Source organism: Pseudomonas sp. ChxA (assembly GCF_030263855.1).
Lineage (GTDB): Bacteria > Pseudomonadota > Gammaproteobacteria > Pseudomonadales > Pseudomonadaceae > Aquipseudomonas > Aquipseudomonas fluorescens_CB.
In genome coordinates this window covers 2348804-2373069 of record NZ_JARPMK010000001.1, presented here as the reverse complement: position 1 = coordinate 2373069, position 24266 = coordinate 2348804, and the positions used below count along the sequence as shown (strand labels likewise).

General features: G+C 60.9%; 18 protein-coding genes. 2 read left to right on the top strand and 16 right to left on the bottom strand.

Annotated features, from left to right (window positions below; genetic code table 11):
* Positions 1-10: 10 nt before the first annotated feature.
* The 15 genes from P5706_RS10595 to leuC form a co-directional block, all read right to left on the bottom strand.
* Complete coding sequence (locus P5706_RS10595; protein WP_017138747.1) at positions 11-1222, bottom strand: O-succinylhomoserine sulfhydrylase; 1212 nt, start codon at positions 1220-1222, stop codon at positions 11-13.
* 65 nt (positions 1223-1287) lie between these two features.
* On the bottom strand, positions 1288-2793 hold the full coding sequence (purF, locus tag P5706_RS10590) for an amidophosphoribosyltransferase (RefSeq protein ID WP_017138746.1): 1506 nt from the start codon (positions 2791-2793) through the stop codon (positions 1288-1290).
* Between the two features lie 41 nt (positions 2794-2834).
* Complete coding sequence (locus tag P5706_RS10585) at positions 2835-3392, bottom strand: CvpA family protein (RefSeq protein WP_138814682.1); 558 nt, start codon at positions 3390-3392, stop codon at positions 2835-2837.
* A 226-nt stretch (positions 3393-3618) separates the two neighbouring features.
* Positions 3619-4284: an SPOR domain-containing protein gene (locus P5706_RS10580; protein ID WP_285679203.1), complete on the bottom strand. Its 666-nt coding sequence runs from the start codon at positions 4282-4284 to the stop codon at positions 3619-3621.
* The gene (gene folC / locus P5706_RS10575) at positions 4268-5575 is read right to left on the bottom strand and encodes a bifunctional tetrahydrofolate synthase/dihydrofolate synthase (protein ID WP_285679202.1); all 1308 of its coding nucleotides are present in this window, start codon (positions 5573-5575) and stop codon (positions 4268-4270) included. The genes P5706_RS10580 and folC overlap by 17 nt, the downstream gene beginning before the upstream one ends.
* Positions 5572-6492 carry an acetyl-CoA carboxylase, carboxyltransferase subunit beta gene (gene accD / locus P5706_RS10570; RefSeq protein WP_200432909.1) on the bottom strand — a complete coding sequence of 307 codons (921 nt, stop codon included), beginning with the start codon at positions 6490-6492 and terminating at the stop codon, positions 5572-5574. The genes folC and accD overlap by 4 nt, the downstream gene beginning before the upstream one ends.
* A 245-nt stretch (positions 6493-6737) precedes the next feature.
* On the bottom strand, positions 6738-7370 hold the full coding sequence (locus tag P5706_RS10565) for a phosphoribosylanthranilate isomerase (protein WP_285679201.1): 633 nt from the start codon (positions 7368-7370) through the stop codon (positions 6738-6740).
* A 64-nt stretch (positions 7371-7434) separates the two neighbouring features.
* Positions 7435-8259 (bottom strand): tRNA pseudouridine(38-40) synthase TruA, encoded by an 825-nt coding sequence (gene truA, locus P5706_RS10560; protein WP_200432924.1) that lies wholly within the window; start codon positions 8257-8259, stop codon positions 7435-7437.
* Between the two features lie 224 nt (positions 8260-8483).
* Positions 8484-11057, bottom strand: a complete 2574-nt coding sequence (locus P5706_RS10555) for a FimV/HubP family polar landmark protein (RefSeq protein WP_285679200.1) — start codon at positions 11055-11057, stop codon at positions 8484-8486.
* Between the two features lie 161 nt (positions 11058-11218).
* A complete protein-coding gene (locus P5706_RS10550; RefSeq protein ID WP_200432912.1) occupies positions 11219-12229 on the bottom strand; it encodes an aspartate-semialdehyde dehydrogenase in 1011 nt (336 codons plus the stop codon).
* A gap of 328 nt (positions 12230-12557) precedes the next feature.
* Positions 12558-13670, bottom strand: a complete 1113-nt coding sequence (gene asd, locus P5706_RS10545) for an aspartate-semialdehyde dehydrogenase (RefSeq protein ID WP_285679199.1) — start codon at positions 13668-13670, stop codon at positions 12558-12560.
* 64 nt (positions 13671-13734) lie between these two features.
* Entirely contained in the window at positions 13735-14817 is a 1083-nt protein-coding gene (gene leuB, locus P5706_RS10540) for a 3-isopropylmalate dehydrogenase (protein ID WP_285679197.1), read from the bottom strand.
* 53 nt (positions 14818-14870) lie between these two features.
* Positions 14871-15635 (bottom strand): class I SAM-dependent methyltransferase, encoded by a 765-nt coding sequence (locus P5706_RS10535; protein WP_285679196.1) that lies wholly within the window; start codon positions 15633-15635, stop codon positions 14871-14873.
* 128 nt (positions 15636-15763) lie between these two features.
* Positions 15764-16408: a 3-isopropylmalate dehydratase small subunit gene (leuD, locus tag P5706_RS10530; protein WP_094953214.1), complete on the bottom strand. Its 645-nt coding sequence runs from the start codon at positions 16406-16408 to the stop codon at positions 15764-15766.
* 10 nt (positions 16409-16418) lie between these two features.
* Positions 16419-17837, bottom strand: coding sequence for a 3-isopropylmalate dehydratase large subunit (gene leuC / locus P5706_RS10525; protein ID WP_219268743.1), 1419 nt, complete (start codon positions 17835-17837; stop codon positions 16419-16421).
* Between the two features lie 140 nt (positions 17838-17977).
* On the opposite strand from leuC, the gene P5706_RS10520 reads away from it, so the two are divergent.
* Positions 17978-18868: a LysR family transcriptional regulator gene (locus P5706_RS10520; RefSeq protein WP_200432917.1), complete on the top strand. Its 891-nt coding sequence runs from the start codon at positions 17978-17980 to the stop codon at positions 18866-18868.
* Between the two features lie 67 nt (positions 18869-18935).
* Complete coding sequence (locus P5706_RS10515) at positions 18936-22244, top strand: EAL domain-containing protein (RefSeq protein ID WP_285679195.1); 3309 nt, start codon at positions 18936-18938, stop codon at positions 22242-22244.
* On the opposite strand, the gene P5706_RS10510 is transcribed toward P5706_RS10515, so the two are convergent.
* A complete protein-coding gene (locus P5706_RS10510) occupies positions 22230-24239 on the bottom strand; it encodes a hypothetical protein (RefSeq protein WP_285679194.1) in 2010 nt (669 codons plus the stop codon). The two genes, P5706_RS10515 and P5706_RS10510, sit on opposite strands and share 15 nt — an antisense overlap.
* Positions 24240-24266: the final 27 nt, after the last annotated feature.

Below are 24266 nucleotides of genomic sequence, written 5' to 3'. Positions count from 1 at the left end.
GACCACTCGATCACAAGGCAGCCAGCCCGCGAGCCAGGTCAGCTTGCAGGTCAGCGACGTCTTCCAGGCCCACCGCAATGCGGATCAGGCTGTCACGGATGCCGGCTGCTTCACGCTCCTGTGGCGCCAGGCGCCCGTGGGAGGTGGTGCTCGGGTGGGTGATGGTGGTTTTGCTGTCACCCAGGTTGGCCGTGATGGAGATCAGACGCGTTGCGTCGATAAAGCGCCAGGCGCCGTCTTTGCCGCCTTTTACTTCAAAGCTCACCACCGCGCCGAAACCACGCTGCTGGCGCTGGGCCAACGCGTGTTGCGGGTGGCTCTTGAGACCGGCGTAGTGCACCTTCTCGATACCGTCCTGTTGCTCCAACCATTCGGCCAAGGCCTGGGCATTGGCGCAATGGGCCTTCATCCGCAGGCTGAGGGTCTCCAGGCCTTTGAGGAAGATCCACGCGTTGAACGGGCTCAGGGTTGGGCCGGCGGTGCGCAAGAAGCCCACCACTTCCTTCATCTGCTCGCTGCGGCCGGCGACTACACCGCCCATGCAACGGCCCTGGCCGTCGATGAACTTGGTGGCCGAGTGCACAACAATGTCCGCGCCCAGCTTCAGCGGCTGTTGCAGCGCCGGGGTGCAGAAGCAGTTGTCGACCACCAGCATCGCGCCCTTGGCGTGGGCCACCTCGGACAATGCAGCGATATCCACCAGTTCGGCCAGCGGGTTGGACGGCGACTCGACGAACAGCAACTTGGTGTTGGCCTTGATCGCCGCATCCCAGCCGGACAGATCCGCCAGGGGCACATAGTCCACTTCGATGCCGAAGCGCTTGAAGTACTTCTCGAACAGGCTGATGGTGGAGCCGAACACACTGCGCGACACCAGCACATGGTCGCCAGCGCTGCACAGGCTCATCACCACGGCCAGGATCGCGGCCATGCCGGTCGCCGTGGCCACCGCCTGCTCAGCGCCTTCCAGGGCCGCGATACGTTCTTCGAACGCACGCACGGTCGGGTTGGTGTAACGCGAATAGACGTTGCCCGGCACTTCGCCAGCAAAGCGTGCAGCCGCGTCGGCAGCGGTGCGGAATACATAGCTGGAGGTGAAGAACATCGGGTCACCGTGCTCACCTTCCGGGGTGCGGTGCTGACCGGCGCGCACAGCCAGGGTATCGAAAGCTACGCCATCGAGGTCGCTGTCCAACCGACCGGCATCCCATTCCTGACTCATGCTGCGACTCCTTACTCAATACTCTATTTAAGATACAAAACCGGCCCCTCAGGGCCGGTGTCTACTCAGTTGTTGTACAGATCGATGATCGCGCTGACCGCCTGGGTCTTGATCTTCGATGAATCGTTACGCGCCTGCTCGATCTTGTTCAGGTAGGCCTCATCGACATCACCGGTCACGTACTTGCCGTCGAACACGGCGCAGTCGAACTCGGCGATCTTGATCTTGCCGCCACCGACCGCCTCGATCAGGTCCGGCAGGTCCTGATAGATCAACCAGTCGGCACCGATCAGGTCGGCCACGTCCTGGGTCGAACGGTTGTGGGCGATCAGCTCGTGGGCGCTCGGCATGTCGATACCGTACACGTTCGGGTAACGCACGGCAGGTGCGGCGGAACAGAAGTACACGTTCTTCGCACCGGCTTCGCGGGCCATCTGGATGATCTGTTTGCAGGTGGTGCCGCGCACGATGGAATCGTCGACCAGCATCACGTTTTTGCCGCGGAACTCCAGCTCGATCGCGTTGAGCTTCTGGCGCACCGACTTCTTGCGCGCCGCCTGGCCAGGCATGATGAAGGTACGGCCGATGTAACGGTTCTTGACGAAGCCTTCGCGGAACTTGACGCCCAAGTGGTTGGCCAGCTCCAGCGCAGCGGTACGGCTGGTGTCCGGGATCGGGATCACCACGTCGATATCGTGCTCAGGACGCTCGCGCAGGATCTTCTCGGCCAGCTTTTCGCCCATGCGCAGGCGCGCCTTGTACACCGAAACACCGTCGATGATCGAGTCCGGACGCGCCAGGTAGACGTGTTCGAAGATGCACGGCGTGAGTTTCGGCGCAATCGCGCACTGACGGGTGTGCAGCTTGCCGTCCTCGGTGATGTACACCGCTTCGCCCGGCGCGAGGTCGCGGATCAGGGTGAAGCCCAGCACGTCCAGGGACACGCTTTCGGAGGCGATCATGTACTCGACGCCTTCGTCGGTGTGACGCTGACCGAACACGATTGGGCGAATGCCATGCGGGTCACGGAAACCGACGATGCCATAACCAGTGATCATTGCGACGACGGCATAACCACCGACACAACGGTTGTGCACGTCGGTCACGGCAGCGAACACGTCTTCTTCGGTCGGCTGCAGCTTGCCGCGCTGGGCCAGTTCGTGGGCGAACACGTTGAGCAGCACTTCCGAGTCGGAATTGGTGTTGACGTGGCGCAGGTCAGATTCGTAAATCTCCTTGGCCAGCTGTTCAACGTTGGTCAGGTTACCGTTGTGCGCCAGGGTGATGCCGTAAGGCGAGTTGACGTAAAACGGTTGAGCTTCGGCCGAGGTCGAGCTACCGGCAGTCGGGTAACGCACATGGCCAATGCCCATGTGCCCGACGAGGCGCTGCATGTGACGCTGATGGAACACGTCACGCACCAGGCCATTGTCCTTGCGCAGGAATAACCGGCCGTCGTGGCTGGTCACAATACCGGCAGCGTCCTGGCCGCGGTGCTGGAGGACGGTTAGCGCGTCATACAGCGCCTGATTGACGTTCGACTTACCGACGATACCGACGATGCCACACATGCGACGCAACCCCTACTTAATGAATCTTGACTGAACACTGCTTACTGAGGCGTTTTGGCCGGCAAGAGGTGTTCCTTGAACGGAAGATCAGCGGGTACGCTGATTCCGCTGGCCAGCCACTGACTGCTCCACCCCAATATGAGGTTCTTGGACCAGTCTGCAACCAATAGAAATTTTGGCACGAGTACCGACTCCTGCCACCATGCATCCTGCTGTACCGGCCCCAGGCTCAACAGCCCGACCGCCACAACCACCAGCAAGCCGCCACGTGCGGCGCCGAAGGCCATGCCGAGAAATCGATCGGTCCCGGAGAGGCCGGTAACACGTATCAACTCGCCAATAAGATAATTGACCATTGCTCCCACCAACAGCGTGGCGATGAACATGATGGCGCAGCCCGCAATGACGCGAGCCGAAGGCGTTTCGATGTACCCGGCCAGGTAAACCGATAGTGAACCGCCGAACATCCAGGCTACGACTCCTGCGATGATCCAGGTCAGCAACGACAGTGCTTCTTTTACGAAGCCGCGGCTTAGACTGATCAAAGCGGAGATGGCGACGATTGCAACGATCGCCCAATCAACCCAGGTAAATGGCACAGTGCAGCCTACGGACGGATAAGGCGGCGCATTTTAGCAGAGCGCTGGGCTATCGGTAAGCTGTGATTGTGGGTGCTTTGCAAATCAATGGGTTGTGCAATCTCAAGACCACCCAAACGCTGGGAGAGCTGGGCTTGTGCAGGAGCCTGGCTTGTGTAGGAGCCAGCTCCCACACAAGCCCAGCTCCCACATTTGGCCTGCATTCCAATCAGAAGTCGGCAGCTACTCAGCCGCGCTCAGGCTGGAACCGCACCACAAAGCCATTCAGGTTCTGCTGACGCCCCAGCAGGTCACGTAAACGATCCGCCTCGGCACGCTCGATCAGCGGCCCGATAAACACGCGATTCTTGCCGTCAGCACTGCGGATATAGGCGTTATAACCCTGGGCACGCAGTTTTTTCTGCAAGGCATCGGCGCTTTCACGGTTGGCCAGGCTGGCGAGCTGGATCGACCAACTGATCGGCAGGCCATTCGGGTCGATACGGCTTTGCCCCACATCCGGCTTGCCCGGCGCAGCAGGTTGCGGCGCTACCGGCTTGGGCGCAGGAGCTGGTGCAGCGGGCTTGGCAGCCACAACCGGGGCGGCCGGAGCAGGCGCTGGTTTGACCACCGGCACACTCTGCTGCACCGGCGCCGCTGGCGCCGCCTGCGCAGCCACCTCGTCATCGCTCGGCACAGGTTCTTCAGGCAGCGCCTGTGGCTCAGGCACCACCACTGGCTCTACCTGAACCTGCGGCATCGTTGGCGCCTGTGGTGCCGACGGCGCCTCGACCACTACCTGGCGTTGCTCGTCCTGGCGCGAAAACAGCATCGGCAGAAAAATCACCGCCAATGCCACCAATACCAGGGCTCCGACCATTCGCTGCTTGTATGCGCTATCCAGTAATGCCATGTGCAGCTTCCTCCGTGGAGCGCCGGGCCAACCACTCAAGCGCCTCGGCAACACAATAAAATGATCCGAACAACAGAATCTCGTCCTCGGCCGTCGCCATCGCGCATTGCGCTTCAAGCGCGACGGTGACGCTTGCATACGACGCCACCGGCGCGCCAAGGTTCTGCAAGGCCACTTGCAGTTCGGCTGCTGGGCGACTGCGCGGCGTGTCCAGCGGCGCTACTGCCCAAGCCTGAACATTGCCCAGCAACGGTGCAACCACACCGCCCAGGTCCTTGTCAGCCAACAACCCGAACACCGCCAGGCGCCGACCGGCAGGCGGCGTGCGCGACAGGCGTTGCGCCAGGTACTCGGCAGCATGGGGGTTATGCCCCACGTCCAGCAACAGGTTGAGGCGTTTGCCTTCCCACTCGAAGCTGCGGCGATCCAGGCGCCCCACCACACGGGTAGCCAGCAACGTCGCAGCAATCTGCTCGGGATTCCACGGCAGATCCATCAACAGGTAGGCTTGCAGCGCCACTGCGGCGTTTTCCATCGGCAGGTTCAGCAGCGGCAAATCCCGCAGCTCCACTGCCTGGGCGCGCGCATCACGCCCGCGCCACTGCCAATGCTGGTCGCCAATCTCGAGACTGAATTCGCGGCCCCGCAGGTAAAACGGGCAATCCAGCTCGCGCACTTTGTCCAGCAAAGGCTGCGGCGGATCCAGGTCACCACACAGCGCCGGCTTGCCCTGGCGGAAGATCCCGGCCTTTTCATAAGAGACAGACTCCCGGGTGTTGCCCAGATAGTCCGCATGGTCGACGCCAATGCTGGTCACCAGCGCAATGTCGGCATCCACCACGTTGACCGTATCCAGACGCCCGCCAAGCCCGACCTCCAGTACGACCACATCCAACTGCGCACGCTCGAACAGCCAGAACGCCGCCAAGGTGCCCATTTCGAAGTAGGTCAGGGAAATTTCGCCACGCCCGGCATCCAGTGCGGCGAAGGCTTCGCAGAGCTGCGCGTCAGTGGCTTCGACGCCATTGAGCTGCACCCGCTCGTTATAACGCAGCAGGTGCGGAGAATTGTACACGCCGACTTTCAGCCCTTGGGCTTGCAGCAGCGCCGCGACAAAGGCACAGGTAGAGCCTTTGCCGTTGGTGCCGGTCACCGTGATCACACGCGGCGCCGGCCGGCCCAACCCAAGGCGGGCTGCTACCTGTTGCGAGCGCTCCAGGCCCATGTCGATGGCTGACGGATGCAACTGCTCAAGGTAGGCGAGCCATTCGCCCAGGGTACGTTGGGTCATAGGTTTGCTGGCACCGGTGGAACAACGATAGGTTCGATTTTAGGCGCGACGTACACAGGCGTCGGCAGGTTCATCATTTGCGCCAGCAGGTTACCCAGGCGTGGGCGCAATTCACCGCGCGGGATGATCAGGTCGATGGCGCCGTGCTCCAGCAGGAACTCACTGCGCTGGAAACCTTCCGGCAGTTTTTCACGCACGGTCTGCTCGATCACACGCGGGCCGGCAAAGCCGATCAGGGCCTTGGGCTCGCCGACGATCACATCACCCAGCATTGCCAGGCTGGCGGAAACGCCGCCGTAGACCGGGTCGGTCAGTACCGAGATGAACGGGATGCCTTCTTCACGCAGACGCGCCAGTACCGCAGAGGTCTTGGCCATTTGCATCAGGGAGATCAGCGCTTCTTGCATACGCGCACCACCGGAGGCGGCGAAGCAGATCATCGGGCAACGGTTTTCCAGCGCGTAGTTGGCGGCACGCACAAAACGCTCACCAACGATGGCCCCCATGGAACCACCCATGAAGGAGAACTCGAACGCGGACACCACAACCGGCATGCCCAACAGCTTGCCGCTGACCGAAATCAGCGCGTCTTTTTCACCGGTTTGCTTCTGCGCAGCGGTCAGGCGGTCCTTGTACTTCTTGCCGTCGCGGAACTTGAGACGGTCTACCGGCTCCAGGTCTGCGCCCAGCTCGTTACGGCCATCGGCGTCAAGGAAGATGTCGATGCGCGCGCGCGCGCCGATACGCATGTGATGGTTGCACTTGGGGCAAACGTCCAGGGTCTTTTCCAGCTCCGGGCGGTACAGCACCGCGTCGCAGGATGGGCACTTGTGCCACAGACCTTCAGGAACCGAGCTTTTTTTCACCTCGGAACGCATGATCGAAGGGATCAGTTTGTCTACTAACCAGTTGCTCATGCTTTCTTTCTCCAGTACCGGTGGCTTGAACACAGCCCCGCGTATGCCCTTGAGCTAAATTCATATGTGGCGATGACACAGGCTGGACGGGGTCAGACGTTCGACCGGCCATTTCCCGCCTGTATCCTCAGCCTTCCAGACAACCTGCCAACGCAGGGTTGCCACTTCATTTCCGGGCCTCCCGCAGGCGGCGCCGGTGCTGTTTTACACAGTGGTAGTTATGGACGGCGGCAGACTGCCAGCCGTCACATCGCGCCACTGCTGTTGCGCACGGCTTGCATGAATGCGCGAATCTTGTGGTGATCCTTGATGCCCTTGCCCTGCTCCACTCCGCCGCTGACGTCCACGGCATAAGGCCGGACCTGCTCGATGGCTGCCGCGACATTCGCGGGGTTGAGCCCACCGGCGAGGATAATCGGCTTGCTCAGGCCTTCGGGAATCAGCGTCCAGTCGAACGCTTCACCCGTACCGCCGGGCACGCCTTCTACATAGGTATCCAACAGAACCCCGCGAGCGCCAGTATAGGCGGCGCATGCAGCAGCGATGTCATCCCCGGCCTTCACGCGCAGCGCCTTGATATACGGGCGCTGGTAGCTGTCGCACTCGTCGGGGCTTTCATCGCCGTGAAATTGCAGCATATCCAGCGGCACGGCATCCAGGGTTTCGTTGAGCTCGCAACGGCTGGCGTTGACGAACAGCCCCACGGTGGTCACGAATGGCGGCAACGCAGCGATGATTGCCCGCGCCTGCAACACATTCACCGCCCGCGGGCTCTTGGCATAGAACACGAAACCGATGGCATCCGCCCCCGCTTCGACTGCCGCCAGCGCGTCTTCTATGCGGGTAATTCCGCAAATCTTGCTGCGAACGGCTGGCATGGCGTAAAAACCTCAGGGGTTGGGCCGAGAAAGTCCCGGATGGTAACAAAAGCGCTTGCAGGCGTCAGCCGTCAAGTTCGCTGAAACCTGTGAGGAAATGTGGACCGATAAAGCGCTGCGGCAATTCAAACTCGTCGCGGTACTCCACATCCACCAGGTACAGCCCGAATGGGTGCGCCGTGACACCACCGGTACGGCGAATACGGCTCTCCAATACCTCCCGCGCCCACTCCACCGGCCGCTCGCCGGTGCCAATGGTCATCAGCACGCCGGCAATGTTACGCACCATATGGTGCAGGAAGGCGCCGGCGCGGATATCAAGCACGATCATCTTGCCGTGACGGGTCACGCGCAGGTGATGGACTTCCTTGATCGGCGACTTGGCCTGGCATTGCCCGGCACGGAAGGCGCTGAAATCATGCACGCCAACCAGATGCTGGGCGGCTTCGGCCATGCGCTCGGCATCCAGCGGGCGGTGGTTCCAGGTGATTTCCTGGTTAAGGTGCGCCGGGCGGATCTGATCGTTGTAGATCACGTAGCGGTAGCGCCGGGCGATAGCTTTAAAACGCGCATGAAAATGCGCCGGCATGACCTTGGCCCAGGTCACGCTGACGTCATGGGGCAAATTGATATTGGCGCCCATCACCCAGGCTTTCAGCGTGCGCTCGGCCTGGGTGTCAAAGTGCACCACCTGGCCGCAGGCATGCACACCGGCATCGGTACGCCCGGCACACATCAGTGATACCGGCGAATCCGCCACCTTCGACAACGCGTTTTCGAGGGTTTCCTGCACGGTCAGCACACCTGAAGCCTGGCGCTGCCAGCCGCGATAGCGCGAGCCTTTGTATTCCACGCCCAAGGCGATGCGGTTAAAGCCTGCGGCCGCCATTTCGGCGGCCGCGTTATCTATATTTGCCAAGAACTGAGAGCCCGATGAGTTGCGCGAAGGCGGGCATTATAAAGGCGCTGGAGCTATGCGGGGCGCTTTTGTTGTGTGGGCGCTGGCTTGCCTGCGATACAGGCACCTCGGTCTACAGTTGAGACCCGGTTGACGCCATCGCAGGCAAGCCAGCTCCCACACAACCCAGCTCCCACAGGGGTTTGTATCAACCGTTAGATTTTTCCGAGCATTTCCTTGGCTTCACCGCGCTGCTCTTCACTGCCCTCGGTCAGCACTTCATTGAGGATGTCCTTGGCGCCGTCCGCATCGCCCATGTCGATGTAGGCCTGGGCCAAGTCCAGCTTGGTGGCGACTTCATCGGTGCCGGAGAGGAAGTCGAACTCTGGCTCATCAGCACCCAACGCCGCATCTTCGGCAGTGAACGAAGGCTCGATCGGCGGATGTTCGAGGCTCTGGGACAGGCGATCGAGTTCTGCGTTGACGTCATCGAGCTCTGAGGCAAATGCATCCGGCTTGGCAGTGGCCGGGGCTTGTGGCTCATCGGCCAGGGACAGGTCGAAATCTTCCGGCAAGTCAAAATCGTCCAGCGCAGTGGGCGCCAAGGTCGGCGGCTCGACGGCCGGCACGTCCTTCATTTGATCTTCCAGACCCGAGAGGAAGTCGTCATCGGCCTGCGAAGACGGCGCCTCGAGTTGCAAATCCAGATCGAAGTCCGACAAGTCGTCAGGGCTGGCCTTGGCTTCAGTCTGCTGTTGCAGCAGCGATTCAAAGCTCGGTTCGTCTTTAGGGCTGACTACGGCGGGTGATGCCGCTTCCAGGTCATCCAGACTCAGGTCGAAATCGGTGTCGAATGCGTCAGGTCCCGGGGCAGGCGCCGCAGGCTTGTCTTCGAGCAAATCCTTGACGTATTGAGCATCCAGGGCCGCCGCCGCCACCGCAGCACTGACGCCCGCCGCCAACACGGCCATGGCCGGGAAGCGGTTTTTCAGTTGCTCGACCTGGGCATGGTTTTCACCATTGGCCACCAGTTGACGCTCTTGGGTGACAAAACCGTCCTTATCGCCTTGCAGGCCATAGACTTCCATCAACTTCAAGCGCAGGTCGCTGCGCTTGGGTTCGCGCTTGATCGCCTGCTCCAGCACATCGGCGGCTTGGTTCAGGTGGCCACGGTCGATATGGGATTGAGCTTGCGCCAGTGCATCACTGGAGTTTTCCGGGGCAACGGCAACGGCCAAAGGCGCCAGTACGGAGGCAACCGAGGGCACCACCACCGGTTCAGCAACAGCAGCTGGCGCTGGCGCGGCGGCCAATTTAACGTTCGGCGCTGCCACTTCAAGGCCTTCAAAGCTGTCCGCTGGCAGGTCGTGATCCACATTTGGCGTGAATACCGGCTCTTCGGCCAGGGCCCGGGCCATGCGCAGGTGCTTTTCCTCTTCGAGGCGCGCATTGCGATGGCGCACCCACAGCAGCAGAAGCAGCAACGCCAGCAAGACAGCCGCGCCGCCGATTACACTGAGGACGATCGGGTTGGTCAGCAGCTCGTTGAACTTGCCTTCGCGGGTGGCAGGCGCCGCTTCTGGCTTGATCGGCTCAGGCGCTGGTGCGGCTGCAACGGGCGCAGCCTCAGCCGGTGCTGGCGTGGCCGCAGGTTCAGCCGCCAATTGAGCGGGCATCGCCGCTGTCGCCTGTGCCGCCGGCTCAGGGTTGCCGGCCTGCAACCTGGCGAGTTGATCGTTTTTCAGTTGAATCAGTTTTTGCAGCTTGTCCAGCTGGCTTTGCAGGTCCGCCGCACGGCTTTTCAGCTCTTCATTGTCGCGACGGGTGGTGTCCAACTGCTCCTGGGTCATCGCCAGTTTATCGCTCACCGCACGGCTATCACCGGCCTTGCCCTTCGCGCCTTTTTTGGCCGACTCCGCCGACACCAGGCTCAAGTTATCCTTTGCCGTGGTACTCGACGGCGCATTGCCGGCCTGGGTGCGTTTGGTCGCGTCAAGCTGTTGCTTGCCCGCCACCGGGTTACTCGCTGTGCGACGGCCTTCGCGCCAGGCAGCATTTTGCGCGGTCACTTCGGCAATCGCCTCGGGCTGCGGCAAGCTGGTGGCTTGCTGACGGTCCGGCAGGCGCAGGACCTGGCCGGTTTTCAGGCGGTTGATGTTGCCGTCGACAAAGGCGTCAGGGTTAAGCGCCTGGATGGCCAGCATGGTTTGCTGCACCGATGCACCGTTGCGGTTCTTTTCAGCAATTTCCCACAACGTATCGCGAGACGTTGTGGTGTGCTGAGCAGACGTGCTGGCGGTCTTCGCCGTGCTGGCTCGCGAGGTGCTGGTCGGCGCGCTTAAACGAGGAGCGGGCGCACTGGCGGCTGGCGCTGTCGCCGGTTGCTCGAACTTGGCCGGGTCGAGCAACACACTGTAGTCGCGCATCAAGCGGCCATTGGGCCACTGCACCTGCAATAGGAAACGTACGTAGGAATCTGGCAGCGGCTTGCTGGAGGTGACACGCACCACACTGCGGCCGCTGGGATTGACCACCGGGGTAAATGTGAGGTCATTGAGAAAGGCCTGGCGGTCCACGCCTGCATCGACAAATGCCTGGTCGGAAGCCAGGCTCGGAGTGATCTCGGAAGCTGTGAGGCCGCCCACGTCGAGCAATTCAATTTCCACCGACAACGGCTGGTTCAGCTTCGACTTGAGGGTCATCTCCCCAAGTTGCAGCGCCTGCGCCATACCGGAGGACAGCGCCGAGGCGGCCGCTATTGCTAACACCAGTTTGCGAACTTGAACCATAGCCTCATCCTTTGTCTGAACACTCCCCGGCCTGCGAGAAGGTTGGTAACCGCTGCCATAAGGCATGGCGAGCCGATAGGTTACCGACGCGCTTCTTTAACACTTGGGGCCAAGCATAGCGCCTGGCTAGAATCAATCTACAAATTGCCGCCAAGTATCTTTTACGCAAGGCCTTTTATCAACAACTGCGCCAGCTGTACGGCGTTGAGTGCCGCGCCCTTGCGTACGTTATCTGACGTCAGCCAGAGATTTAGTTCCGCCGGGTCATCCACACCCGCACGCACACGGCCGACGTAGACCACATCCTGGCCGACCGCATCGCCCACAGCTGTGGGGTAATCACCCTCTTCGACCAGTTCAATGCCCGGCGCCGCTTCCAGTGCGCGGTTCACCGCTGCCAGGTCGACCGGCGCGCCCAATTGCAGCGACACCGTCAGGCTATCGCCAAAAAACACCGGGGCTTGAACGCAGGTTGCAGAAATCTTCAGCAATGGAGTTTCCAACACCGCACGCAGTTCGTGTACGAGACGCTTCTCCAGGGCTGTATGACCTTTCGCATCTGGCGTGCCGACTTGTGCCAACAGGTTGAACGCCATCTGCCGATCAAAAAACTTGGGCTCCAGTGGGCGTACGTTCAACAGTTCGGCGGTCTGTCGCGCCAACTCGCTGACGGCTTCACGGCCCTGGGCGGATACCGCCAGGTTGGCGGTGACGCTGACACGCTGGATCTCCAACAATTCACGCAACGGCGCCAGCACCACGGCCAGGTTAGTCGCCGATGGGCTTGGGCTGCTCAGTTGGAAGGGCTTTTTCAAACTGTCCAAGACATGGGCGTTGGCTTCCGGCACCACGTGAGGCGCCTGGTCAGCGGGCAAGGCGCCAGACAGGTCGATCACCGCACAGCCTGCAGCGGTGGCGCGCGGGGCGAAGCTCAAGGTAACGGCCGGGCCGGCCGCAAAGAATGCAAGCTGCGCTTTTTTGAAATCGAACTCATCGACTTCCTTGACCCGCACGTTCTTGCCGCGAAACGGCACGGAGGCGCCGGCCGAATTGCTGCCGGCCAGCAGATAGAGAGTGCCCACCGGAAAATCCAGTTCTTCGAGAATCTGCACCAGGGTTTCACCGACAGTGCCGGTGGCGCCGATCACGGCGATTTCAAAGGTCTGGGTCATGGAGGTTGCCTCGGGCATTGCGGGGGGAGCGGCACTTTACCGGGTGGCTCGGGGTGAGGCAATTAAGCTGGCCTTTGGTGTGTAACTGATGGCCTCATCGCAGGCAAGCCAGCTCCCACACTTGAATGATCGTTCCCACGCTCTACGTGGGAATGCCTCGCTGGACGCTCTGCGTCCGCTTTTGGGACGCAGAGCGTTCCTGGCTGCATTCCCACGCAGAGCGTGGGAACGATCATGTGGGAGCTGGCTTGCCTGCGATGGCGGCCTCAAGGGTAATAAAAAACCCGCGCCTGTCACCAGAGCGCGGGTTGGTCATTACCGGCAGCGATCAACGCTCGAGCAAGATCCGCAGCATGCGACGCAGCGGCTCGGCCGCGCCCCACAGCAGTTGGTCGCCGACCGTGAAAGCGCCGAGGAACTGGCTGCCCATATTCAGCTTGCGCAGACGGCCCACCGGTACATTCAGGGTGCCGGTGACCTTGGTCGGGCTCAGCTCCTGCATGCTGATATCACGGTTGTTCGGCACCAGCTTGACCCATGGGTTGTGCTGGCTGATCAGCCCTTCGATATCGGCGATCGGCACGTCTTTGTTCAGCTTGATGGTCAGCGCCTGGCTGTGGCAGCGCATGGCGCCGATGCGCACGCAGATGCCGTCCACCGGAATCGGGTTCTTGAAGCGACCCAAAATCTTGTTGGTCTCGGCCTGGGCCTTCCACTCTTCGCGGCTCTGGCCGTTCGGCAGCTCCTTGTCGATCCACGGGATCAGGCTGCCGGCCAATGGCACACCGAAGTTCTCGGTCGGGTAAGCGTCGCTGCGCATGGCTTCGGCCACACGACGGTCGATGTCGAGGATCGCGCTGGCAGGGTCGGACAGTTGATCGGCAACAGCGGCGTGGGTCGCGCCCATCTGCTTGATCAGTTCGCGCATGTTCTGCGCGCCGGCGCCGGACGCCGCCTGATACGTCATGGCGCTCATCCACTCAACCAGGCCGGCTTCGAACAAGCCGCCCAGGCCCATCAGCATCAGGCTGACGGTGCAGTTGCCGCCGACGTAGTTCTTGGTGCCGGCATCCAGCTGCTGGTCGATGACCTTGCGGTTCACCGGGTCGAGGATGATCACCGCGTCATCCTGCATGCGCAGGCTCGATGCGGCGTCGATCCAGTAACCCTGCCAGCCGGCTTCACGCAGCTTGGGGAAGACTTCGCTGGTGTAGTCGCCACCCTGGCAGGTCAGAATCACGTCGAGGGTTTTCAGCTCTTCAATGCTGTAGGCGTCCTTGAGCGGGGCGATATCCTTGCCCACGGACGGCCCTTGGCCACCTACGTTCGAAGTGGTGAAAAACACCGGCTCAATAAGATCGAAATCCTGCTCTTCCAGCATCCGCTGCATGAGCACGGAACCGACCATACCGCGCCAACCGATCAGACCTACACGTTTCATCGCAACTACACCTTGTTAAAAAGTGGGCCGCCTTGCAGCAACAACTGCAAGCGGGCCCGAGAGATTACAGATTCCGCAGCGCGGCGACTACTGCGTCGCCCATTTCTTGCGTGCCGATTTTGCTGCAACCCTGTGACCAAATGTCACCGGTGCGCAAACCTTGATCCAGCACCAGGCTGACCGCCTTCTCGATGGCATCCGCCGCTTCGCTCAGGTTGAAGCTGTAACGCAGCATCATCGAGACCGACAAAATGGTCGCCAGCGGGTTGGCAATGCCCTGGCCCGCGATGTCCGGCGCCGAACCGTGGCACGGCTCGTACATGCCTTTATTGTTGGTGTCCAGGGACGCCGACGGCAGCATGCCGATGGAGCCGGTGAGCATCGAGGCCTGGTCGGACAGGATGTCGCCGAACAGGTTGTCGGTGACGATCACGTCAAACTGCTTGGGCGCACGCACCAGTTGCATGGCCGCGTTGTCGACGTACATGTGGCTCAACTCGACGTCCGGATAGTCCTTGGCGACTTCCCCGACGATTTCGCGCCACAGTTGGCTGGAGGCCAGTACGTTGGCTTTATCCACCGAGCAGACCTTTTTACCGCGCACACGGGCCATGTCGAAACCGACACGGGCGATACGGCGGATCTCGCTTTCGCTGTACGGCAGGGTGTCGTAGGCCTGACGCTCGCCATTTTCCAATTCGCGCACGCCGCGCGGCGAGCCGAAATAGATACCGCCGGTCAGTTCGCGCACGATCAGGATGTCCAGGCCCGCCACCACTTCCGGCTTGAGGCTCGACGCGTCAGCCAGTTGCGGGTAGAGGATGGCCGGGCGCAGGTTGCCGAACAAGCCCAGTTGCGCGCGGATTTTCAGCAGGCCGCGTTCCGGGCGGATGTCACGCTCAATCGTGTCCCACTTCGGGCCACCCACGGCGCCGAGCAGCACGGCGTCGGCCGCACGGGCGCGGTCCAGGGTTTCGTCGGCCAGCGGCACGCCGTGCTTGTCGATGGCCGCGCCGCCGATCACGTCGTGGCTCAGCTCAAAGCCCAGGTTGTACTTGCTGTTGGCGAGTTCCAGGACCTTGACCGCTTCGGCCATGATTTCCGGACCAATGCCGTCGCCAGGGAGAATCAGAATCTGCTTGCTCATGCGTTCCTCATTTCATCAAGCGACCCGCCCGTGGGCAGGTCGGGAAAAATCAATCAGCGTTCAGCGAAAACCACCAGCACGTCGGTGCTGAAGGTGCCGTCGGCTTGAATCTCGTAGTAATCCCGCACTTCCTGGCCCATTGCCTGCTGAAGCTCAAGGATGGCGGCGCGCAATACTTCTGGCGTGCGCATGCGCTCGACCCACGAAGTGTATTCCAGGTGCAGGCGCTGACGGCTGCTGGTGCGCACATGCAAGCCGGATTCGCTGAGCTGTTGCATCCATTCGGCGGCGGAGTAATCGCGCACGTGGCTGGTGTCGCGCAGCACTTCGACGGTTTGCAGGTAAGTGTCCAACAGCGGGCTGCCCGGTGACAAGACATCGACGAAGGCCGCCACGCCACCCGGCTTGAGCACCCGGCGCACTTCGCGCAGCGCCAGGCCCAGGTCGCTCCAGTGGTGGGCCGAGTAGCGGCTGAACACGAAGTCGAACTCGCCGTCGGCGAATGGCAGGCGCTCGGCGGCGCCGTGTACCGTGCGGATATTGGCCAGGTTGCGGTCTTTGGCGGCAGACGCAACCACGTCGAGCATCTGTTGGGACAGGTCGTAGGCCACCACTTCTTTAACCAGCGGAGCCACGTTAAAACTCACATGACCGGCACCGCAACCCAGATCCAGCAGCCGTGCAGCGCCCTGCCCGGCCAGTTCGGCCTGGAGCAGCGCGAATTCGGTGCCTTGGGCGTGCACGGCACTGCTCAGATAGGCCGAGGCTTGCTCGCCGAATTGTTTTTGCACGACTTGGGTGTGGGCGGTGGTGGTCATGGTGGCTTTCCTTGGGTTTTGGGGTGGTTGTACTGGCGCTATCGCCGGCAAGCCAGCTCCCACAGTGGAATGCATTCCAAGGTGGGAGTCGGGCTTGCCCGCGATGGGGCCCGCACGGTTACCGCCAATCAGGCATCGCGAAACAGCCAGGGCTGGCTCGCCCGGTGCTTGGTTTCAAACGCGGCAATCGCGTCGCCGTCCTGCAAGGTCAGGCCGATGTCGTCCAGACCATTGATCAGGCAGTGCTTGCGGAACGCATCCACCTCGAAGTGATACACCTTGCCGTCCGGGCGGGTCACGGTTTGCGCGGCCAGGTCAACGGTCAGTTGGTAGCCCACATCCGCTTCCACCTGCTTGAACAACTCATCCACTTCGGCATCGCTCAAGATGATCGGCAGCAAGCCGTTCTTAAAGCTGTTGTTGAAGAAGATGTCGGCGTAGCTCGGCGCGATGATGCTGCGAAAGCCATATTCTTCCAAAGCCCAAGGTGCGTGTTCACGGCTGGAACCGCAGCCGAAGTTCTCCCGCGCCAACAGCACGCTGGCACCTTGGTAGCGCTCGGCGTTGAGCACAAAGTCTTTGTTCAGCGGGCGCTTGGAGTTGTCCTGGTAGGCGTAGCCCACGTCCAGGTAGCGCCACTCGTCGAACAGGTTAGGGCCGAAACCGGTGCGCTTGATCGACTTCAAGAACTGCTTGGGGATGATCTGGTCGGTGTCGACGTTGGCGCGATCCAAAGGGGCGACAAGGCCGGTGTGTTGGGTAAAAGCTCTCATCGGGTATTCCTCAGATCAATTCGCGAACGTCGATGAAACGACCGTTGACGGCAGCCGCAGCGGCCATGGCCGGGCTGACCAGGTGAGTACGCCCGCCGGCGCCCTGACGCCCTTCGAAGTTACGGTTGGAGGTCGACGCGCAATGCTCGCCCGACTCCAGACGGTCCGGGTTCATCGCCAGGCACATCGAGCAGCCCGGCTCACGCCATTCAAAACCGGCTTCGAGGAAGATCTTGTCGAGGCCTTCGGCTTCAGCCTGGGCTTTGACCAGGCCTGAACCCGGCACCACGATGGCTTGCTTGATGGTCGAGGCGACTTTACGGCCCTTGGCGATCACCGCCGCAGCGCGCAAATCTTCGATCCGCGAGTTGGTGCAGGAGCCGATAAATACGCGGTCCAACTGGATGTCGGTGATCGCCTGGTTGGCTTTCAAACCCATGTATTTCAAAGCGCGCTCGATGGAACCACGCTTGACCAAATCGGCTTCTTTAGCCGGGTCCGGCACGTTCTGGTCAACCGCCAGGACCATTTCCGGCGAGGTGCCCCAGCTGACTTGCGGCTTGATCTGGGCAGCGTCGAGTTCGACCACGGTGTCGAACACCGCGTCGGCGTCGGAAACCAGGTCTTTCCAGGCTTCAACCGCGGCATCCCAATCGGCGCCCGCTGGTGCGAATGGGCGACCTTTGACGTATTCAACGGTTTTTTCGTCCGCCGCCACCATGCCCACGCGGGCACCGGCTTCGATGGACATGTTGCAGATGGTCATGCGGCCTTCGATGGACAGATCGCGAATCGCGCTGCCGGCAAACTCGATGGCGTGGCCGTTACCGCCGGCGGTGCCGATCTTGCCGATCACGGCCAGCACGATGTCTTTGGCGGTCACGCCGAACGGCAAGGTGCCTTCGACTTTCACCAACATATTCTTCATCTTTTTGGCGACCAGGCACTGGGTGGCGAACACATGTTCCACCTCGGAGGTGCCGATGCCATGGGCCAAGGCGCCGAACGCACCGTGGGTGGACGTGTGGGAGTCGCCGCAGACCACGGTCATGCCCGGCAAGGTGGCGCCCTGCTCCGGGCCGATCACGTGGACGATGCCTTGACGCACATCATTCATCTTGAATTCGGTGATGCCATATTCGTCGCAGTAGTCGTCGAGGGTCTGCACCTGAAGGCGCGACACGGTGTCGACGATGGCGTCGATCCCGCCCTTGCGTTCCGGGGTGGTCGGCACGTTGTGGTCCGGGGTGGCGATGATCGAGTCGACGCGCCAAGGCTTGCGCCCGGCCAGTCGCAGGCCTTCGAACGCTTGGGGCGAGGTCACTTCATGGATGATGTGACGGTCGATATAGATCAGCGACGAGCCATCGTCGCGCCGTTTCACTTCATGGGAATCCCAAAGCTTGTCGTAAAGCGTTTTGCCGGCCATCAGTCGGTCCTCATCACAGGTGCATCTATACGCCGGGCTTTTCAATAACCCTTTGGCTTGTGAGGCTGATGGTATGGCGCTACATTAAATAACTCAAATTCATATTTTTTATGCTTTGGATTACCAACTGGAATACCACCATGGACCTGGCCAACCTCAACGCCTTTATCGCCATCGCCGAGACCGGTAGCTTCTCCGGCGCCGGTGAACGCCTGCACCTGACCCAGCCGGCCATCAGCAAACGCATCGCCGGGCTGGAGCAACAATTAAAGGTGCGCCTGTTCGACCGCCTGGGCCGCGAAGTCGGCCTGACCGAAGCCGGACGCGCCCTGCTGCCACGCGCTTATCAGATTCTGAATGTGCTGGACGATACGCGTCGGGCGCTGACCAACCTGACCGGCGAAGTCAGCGGTCGGCTCACATTGGCCACCAGCCATCACATCGGGCTGCACCGCCTGCCGCCGATTCTGCGCACCTTCACGCGGCAATATCCCAACGTGGCACTGGATATTCAGTTCCTTGATTCGGAAGTTGCCTACGAAGAAATCCTGCATGGCCGCGCCGAAGTGGCGGTCATCACCCTCGCGCCCGACCCGCACAACCTGGTGCGTGCCACGCCGGTGTGGGATGACCCGCTGGATTTTGTGGTGGCGCCGGAACACAGTCTGACCGGCAACGGCATCGTCAACCTGGTCGACATTGCCAAGCATCCGGCGGTTTTTCCCGGCGGCAACACCTTTACCCACCATATCGTCAGCCGGCTGTTCGAGGCCCAAGGCCTTACGCCCAACATCGCGATGAGCACCAACTACCTGGAAACCATCAAGATGATGGTCTCCATCGGTCTGGCCTGGAGCGTGTTACCGCGCACTATGCTCGATGATCAGGTGGCAAGCATCGCTTTGCCGGGCATACAGCTCAGTCGCCAGCTAGGCTACATCGTGCACACCGAAAGGACGCTGTCGAACGCTGCGCGGGCTTTCATGAGCCTATTGGATGCACAGGTCGATTTGCCAGGGATACCGGCATGAAGCTGTGCGGCCCATAGAGCCTGAATAATTCCGCGCCGAACGCCCATTGAGCCAAGGCCCTTTGATAATGCGCAACCCCGTCGATTCCGTGCCGCCCCTGCCGCGCATTTACGCCTTGGACCCTCAAGAGGCGGAACAAAGCTGGGAAAGTGCTCCGCAATTGCTGGCGGCCCTCAATGCTGCCCGCCTTGGCGCGTGGTGCTGGGAAATCGACACCGGCAGGATCAGTTGGTCACGTGGCACCCAGGCGCTGTTCGGCTACGACCCTCGGCAACCACTGCCCAAAGACCTGGACTACCTCGACCTGCTGGCGCCCCAGGACCGCGCCCGGGTGGTGCGCGCGTTTCATGCGGTGCTGGCGGGCGAGCCGTTCGAGCAGGCCATGCACCACCACATCCAATGGCCGGATGGCAGCCATCACTGGCTGGAAATCAACGGCAGCCTGGCGCCGGACAAAACCGGCCGGCGCCGCATGATCGGCGTGATCCGCGAAACCACCCGCCAGCGCGAGCGCGAACACGCCCTCATGCAATCGGAAAAACGCTTCGCCACGCTGTTTCACCTGTGCCCCAACATGGTGTTGCTCACCCGCCAGTCCGACGGCCGCATCAGCGAAGCCAACCAGTACTTCGAGATTCACTTTGGCTGGCCCGTGGCCGAGGCCATTGGCCGCACCACTCTGGAGCTGGGCCTGTGGCGCCACCCCGAGGAGCGCGCGCTGCTGGTCAAGGCCACCCAGCGCAAGGGCGAGCCGATCACCATGGACGTGCAGTTCTGCGCCAGCAACGGCCAGATTCACGATGGCACCCTCAGCGCGCAAAAGGTCGAGCTTGAGGGCGAGGCTTACCTGATCAGCACCTTCCTCGACACCACCGACCGCAAGAACGCCGAGCAGGCCCTCAAGGACAGCCAGGAACGTCTCGACCTGGCCCTGGATTCGGCGCAACTGGGCACCTGGGACTGGCACATCCCCACCGGTATGCTCTACGGCTCGGCGCGCGCCGCCCAACTGCACGGCCTGCCACCCGAACCGTTCCACGAAGCCTTCGATGCGTTTTTTGAAGGCATGTCCGATGCCGACCGTGAGGGCATGCGCAACGCCTATCGCAGCCTGCGCGAAGGCCCGGACGGCAACTATCAGTTGACCTACCGCGTGGAAATGGAAGACGGCAGCCCGCGCTACCTGGAAAGCCGTGCACGCCTGTATCGCGATGACGCCGGCAAGCCGCTGCGCATGGCCGGCACCTTGCTCGATATCACCGACCAGGTCGAACGCGAACAACGCCTGACTGCCTCCGAAGAAAAATTCGCCAGCCTGTTCCAGGCCAGCCCCGACCCGATCTGCGTGACGTGCCTGGACAGCGGCGTGTTTATCGAGATCAACCCAGCCTTTACCCAGACGTTTGGCTGGACCGCCGCCGAAGTGATCGGCAACAGCGCCGAGCAGATCGGCCTGTGGGACGATTCGAGCCAGCGCCTGCAACGCATTGAACAGGTGATTCGCGAACAGTCGTTGAGCAATGTGGCCCTGGTGGTACACCACCAGAACGGCCACAGCCTGACCTGCGTGATTTCCAGCCGGTTGATCAAGGTCGGTGACCAACCCTGCATTGTCACGACGTTGCGCGATATCACCCAGCAACAGCGTTCGGAAGCCGCGCTCAAGGCCAGTGAAGAGAAGTTCGCCAAGGCCTTTCACTCCAGCCCCGACGCGATTTCCATTACCGAACGCGACACCGGCCGTTACGTCGAGGTCAACGACGGCTTCTGCCGCCTGACCGGCTACCGCGCCGAAGAGGCCATCGGCCTCACGCTCTACCAGATCGGCATCTGGGCTGATGAAAACCAGCGCGCGGCGTTGTTGGCCGAACTGCAGATCAAGGGCCGTATTCATCACCTGGAAATGCTCTGGCACAACAAGCGCGGTGAAGTGTTGGCGGTGGAGGTGTCGGTCGAACCGATAACCCTCAATGAAACCCCCTGCCTGCTGTTGACCGCACGGGATGTGAGCCTGTTGAAAAACGCCCAGGCGCAGATTCGTCACCTGGCCTATCACGACCCACTGACCAACCTGCCTAACCGTGCACTGCTGATGGACCGTCTCAGTCAGCAGATCGCCCTGCTCAAACGCCATAACCTGCGCGGCGCGTTATTGTTCCTCGACCTTGACCACTTCAAGCACATCAATGATTCCCTCGGTCACCCGGTGGGCGACACCGTGCTGAAAATAGTCACTGCACGGCTGGAAGCCAGCGTGCGTCTGGAGGACACCGTGGCGCGCCTGGGCGGTGATGAATTCGTGGTGTTGCTCAGTGGCCTGGACGGCACACGTGCAGAGGTCAGCGGCCAAGTGCAGATATTGGCCGACACGCTGCGCGAACTGCTGTCGGAACCGATGTTCCTGGATGGCCACCGCTTGCAGGTCACACCGAGCATCGGCGTCGCACTGATACCCGACCATGGCTCCACCCCGGCCGACCTGCTCAAGCGCGCCGACATTGCGCTGTACCGCGCCAAGGACTCGGGGCGCAATACCACGCAGATGTTCCACAACAGCATGCAGAAAACCGCCAGTGAGCGCCTGCGCATGGAGACCGACCTGCGCCTGGCACTGTCACGCGGTGAGTTCAGCGTGCATTACCAACCCCAAGTGGATGCACGCGGCAACAAAATTGTCGGCGCCGAGGCGCTGGTGCGCTGGCAGCACCCACAATTGGGCGCGCAGTCACCCAGCGAATTTATCAAGGTGTTGGAAGACAGCGGCCTGATCCTGGAGGTCGGCACCTGGATTCTTGATGAGGCCTGCGGCGCCTTTGCGCAGCTGATTGCCGAGGGCCTGGTAGACCCGCTTAATTTCAGCTTGTGCGTGAATATCAGCCCCCGGCAGTTTCGCCAGAACGACTTTGTGGAGCGGGTAGAACGCAGCCTCAAACAGCATCACCTGCCCTGCAGCCTGTTGAAGCTGGAAATCACCGAAGGCATCGTCATCCAGAACCTGGACGACACCGTGGCCAAGATGCGCCGCCTGAAAAAACTCGGCGTAAGCTTTGCCATGGATGACTTCGGCACCGGCTATTCGTCGCTGACCTACCTCAAGCGCCTGCCGGTGGATGCGCTGAAGATCGACCAGTCCTTCGTACGCGATGCCACCCATGACCCCAATGACGCGGAAATCATCCGCGCCATCGTGGCCATGGCCCGCAGCCTTAATCTGGACGTGATTGCCGAGGGCGTGGAAACGCCGGAGCAACTGGCGTTCCTGCAAAAGCTGGGGTGCCATTTGTTCCAGGGGTATTTGCACAGCCGGCCGTTGCCGATCAAGGCGTTCAGGCAGTTACTGGTCCAACCGCCCTCACCCGGTTTACACCAGTTTTAACGCGTGAGCGCCTTTCTCCCAGTCCGAACCGGCCAATTTCATTTTTGCCCCATAAAAATCGATAATTCCGTCAAAAACGCCTACGGAGTGGCCATGATTGGCAAGAGTGCCCGGAACGCCACTGGCCAATTCCTGCGCAGTGCTGCCACGCGTGAAGGCATACAAGCCAAGGCGCCGAAGCGCTTCGCCTGGGGTTTCCTTATCATTGAGCGTCCCTATAGCGGCCTCAATACTCGCGGCGGCTCGAAACTCGTGATTTTCCATTTGCGCGCGCTTGGCGCTCACGGCGAAACAGAAAATCGCATCGAGCAAGAGGCCTTTATCTTCACCGAAGAAGTGCGAGCCTTTTTTGGCTTTTTCCAACTCGGCGTAAGTCAGGTGCACCGTGCATGAATCACGCATGGTCACGGTATACCCTTCAGGTGTCTCGGTAATGCGTTTGAAAATGCCCTGGGGATTTTGACCATACTTCATCATCGCAGCCTTGATCGCCGAGACCGTGACACAATTGAGTTCGGAACCCTGATAAAACCCACTCCAGATATTCTCAGGCTTGGCGCCAACCGGGCGATTGGAGAGGTTGGAAATGTTGCTGTCGCGTTCTGCCGAGGCGGTGTCCGGCGTATACATGGCGAGCATATAGCCGTAGTCCTTAACGACTGGCTCTTGCTTGCCCGATTGGTACTTGATGCCATCCAGCACCAATTCACCGGCGAAACTGTCCACGACCGCAACGGCGCCTTTTACCTGCATTTTTTCGGGCTCAACAATGCGCAGGAAACCGATCATGCCCATTCCTTTCAATATCCGGTAAACCGTGTCATTAAGCATGACCCCGGATAGCACAGCGTCAAAATGCCTATGGGTATCGGCGTCCGTACTGGACAGTTGCACACGTTTCACATAAGCCGCCAACATGAAGTTGGCATCCATCACCGCAGCGTTGTCACTTGCGGCAAACCGCGAGACCCCGGCCGTACGACGCAATTCTTCTTTGGACAGATGTAAAGAAAAACCGTCCTTCATCGTGATGTCATAGCCCTCTGCGGCTGGCACGACCTTGTCGAACACATCCTGCGGACTTTGGCCAAACCTCATCATCATCATTTTGATCACGGACGCATGCCGACGGCTATCGCCCTCACCGAACCGTCGTTCAGCGACGTCAAAACTTCTTACGATATCCACAGGTGTCTGGCCCGTGGCCCGAACAGCACTGTCGGAAGTCGAATCAAGCACTGGCTGCACGCCAGGGCCGGAGGGCCTCTGGGGCTGGCTGCTGACTTTCAAATCGGGCGTTTTACTCGGCACATCAACGGATGCCTTGTTGTTAACCAGTACGTAAACATAGGGACGATCAACAGGTCGCTTGCGCCCATATTCATGGCTCACGCCCTCATACACCAAGCCTGCACCAAATGTATGAGTCTCCATGACACCGACGCCGCCGCTGCTTGCGAGCTGCGCCGCGGGTATCTGGCGTAATAACCCGGCCATACCCAAGCCCTGAAGTACATTGTAGGTCGTCTCACCACGCAAAGAAGTCGACAACACAGGCTCAAACGCCTGGCTGTTACCCGCCTCTGCGCCCAACAGTTGTTTACGTTTAACAAACACAGCCAATGCAAAGTTCGCATCACTGATCGCCGCCGTGTCATTTCCCACCAATCTTGAGCGGGCGGCTGTTTGCCGTAGCTCGAGATCAGAGACTTGCACTTTGTTGCCATCTCTAAGCGTGACTTCATACCCCTGCCCGGCACGCTTGACCTGCGCAAACAAGTCCGCAGGGCGTTGACCAAACGTGACCATCATCATTTTGATAACCGCCGTGTGAGCACTGGCATCGTAGTCCTCACCAAAACGTCTTTGAGGGGCATTGAATGCATTAACAACATCCGGCCATTTCCCGCCTGTCGAGTTTACTGTCGGCGCTGTTAAAGGCGCGACATGTACGGGTGTTGAAAGCGTAGAGAGGTTTAGCTTGGCGATGTTCACACAGATGACTCCTGCAGCCTGTCAATC

Coding starts and splice junctions, on each gene's coding strand:
- asd (WP_285679199.1), bottom strand. CDS start 13,670: ATGAAACGTGTAGGTCTGATCGGTTGGCGCGGTATGGTCGGTTCCGTG.
- P5706_RS10565 (WP_285679201.1), bottom strand. CDS start 7,370: ATGCCAGCCGTTCGCAGCAAGATTTGCGGAATTACCCGCATAGAAGAC.
- purF (WP_017138746.1), bottom strand. CDS start 2,793: ATGTGTGGCATCGTCGGTATCGTCGGTAAGTCGAACGTCAATCAGGCG.
- P5706_RS10550 (WP_200432912.1), bottom strand. CDS start 12,229: ATGACCCAGACCTTTGAAATCGCCGTGATCGGCGCCACCGGCACTGTC.
- leuC (WP_219268743.1), bottom strand. CDS start 17,837: ATGGCCGGCAAAACGCTTTACGACAAGCTTTGGGATTCCCATGAAGTG.
- P5706_RS10595 (WP_017138747.1), bottom strand. CDS start 1,222: ATGAGTCAGGAATGGGATGCCGGTCGGTTGGACAGCGACCTCGATGGC.
- folC (WP_285679202.1), bottom strand. CDS start 5,575: ATGACCCAACGTACCCTGGGCGAATGGCTCGCCTACCTTGAGCAGTTG.
- leuB (WP_285679197.1), bottom strand. CDS start 14,817: ATGAGCAAGCAGATTCTGATTCTCCCTGGCGACGGCATTGGTCCGGAA.
- P5706_RS10515 (WP_285679195.1), top strand. CDS start 18,936: ATGCGCAACCCCGTCGATTCCGTGCCGCCCCTGCCGCGCATTTACGCC.
- leuD (WP_094953214.1), bottom strand. CDS start 16,408: ATGAGAGCTTTTACCCAACACACCGGCCTTGTCGCCCCTTTGGATCGC.
- P5706_RS10555 (WP_285679200.1), bottom strand. CDS start 11,057: ATGGTTCAAGTTCGCAAACTGGTGTTAGCAATAGCGGCCGCCTCGGCG.
- accD (WP_200432909.1), bottom strand. CDS start 6,492: ATGAGCAACTGGTTAGTAGACAAACTGATCCCTTCGATCATGCGTTCC.
- P5706_RS10580 (WP_285679203.1), bottom strand. CDS start 4,284: ATGGCATTACTGGATAGCGCATACAAGCAGCGAATGGTCGGAGCCCTG.
- P5706_RS10520 (WP_200432917.1), top strand. CDS start 17,978: ATGGACCTGGCCAACCTCAACGCCTTTATCGCCATCGCCGAGACCGGT.
- P5706_RS10535 (WP_285679196.1), bottom strand. CDS start 15,635: ATGACCACCACCGCCCACACCCAAGTCGTGCAAAAACAATTCGGCGAG.
- truA (WP_200432924.1), bottom strand. CDS start 8,259: ATGGCGGCCGCAGGCTTTAACCGCATCGCCTTGGGCGTGGAATACAAA.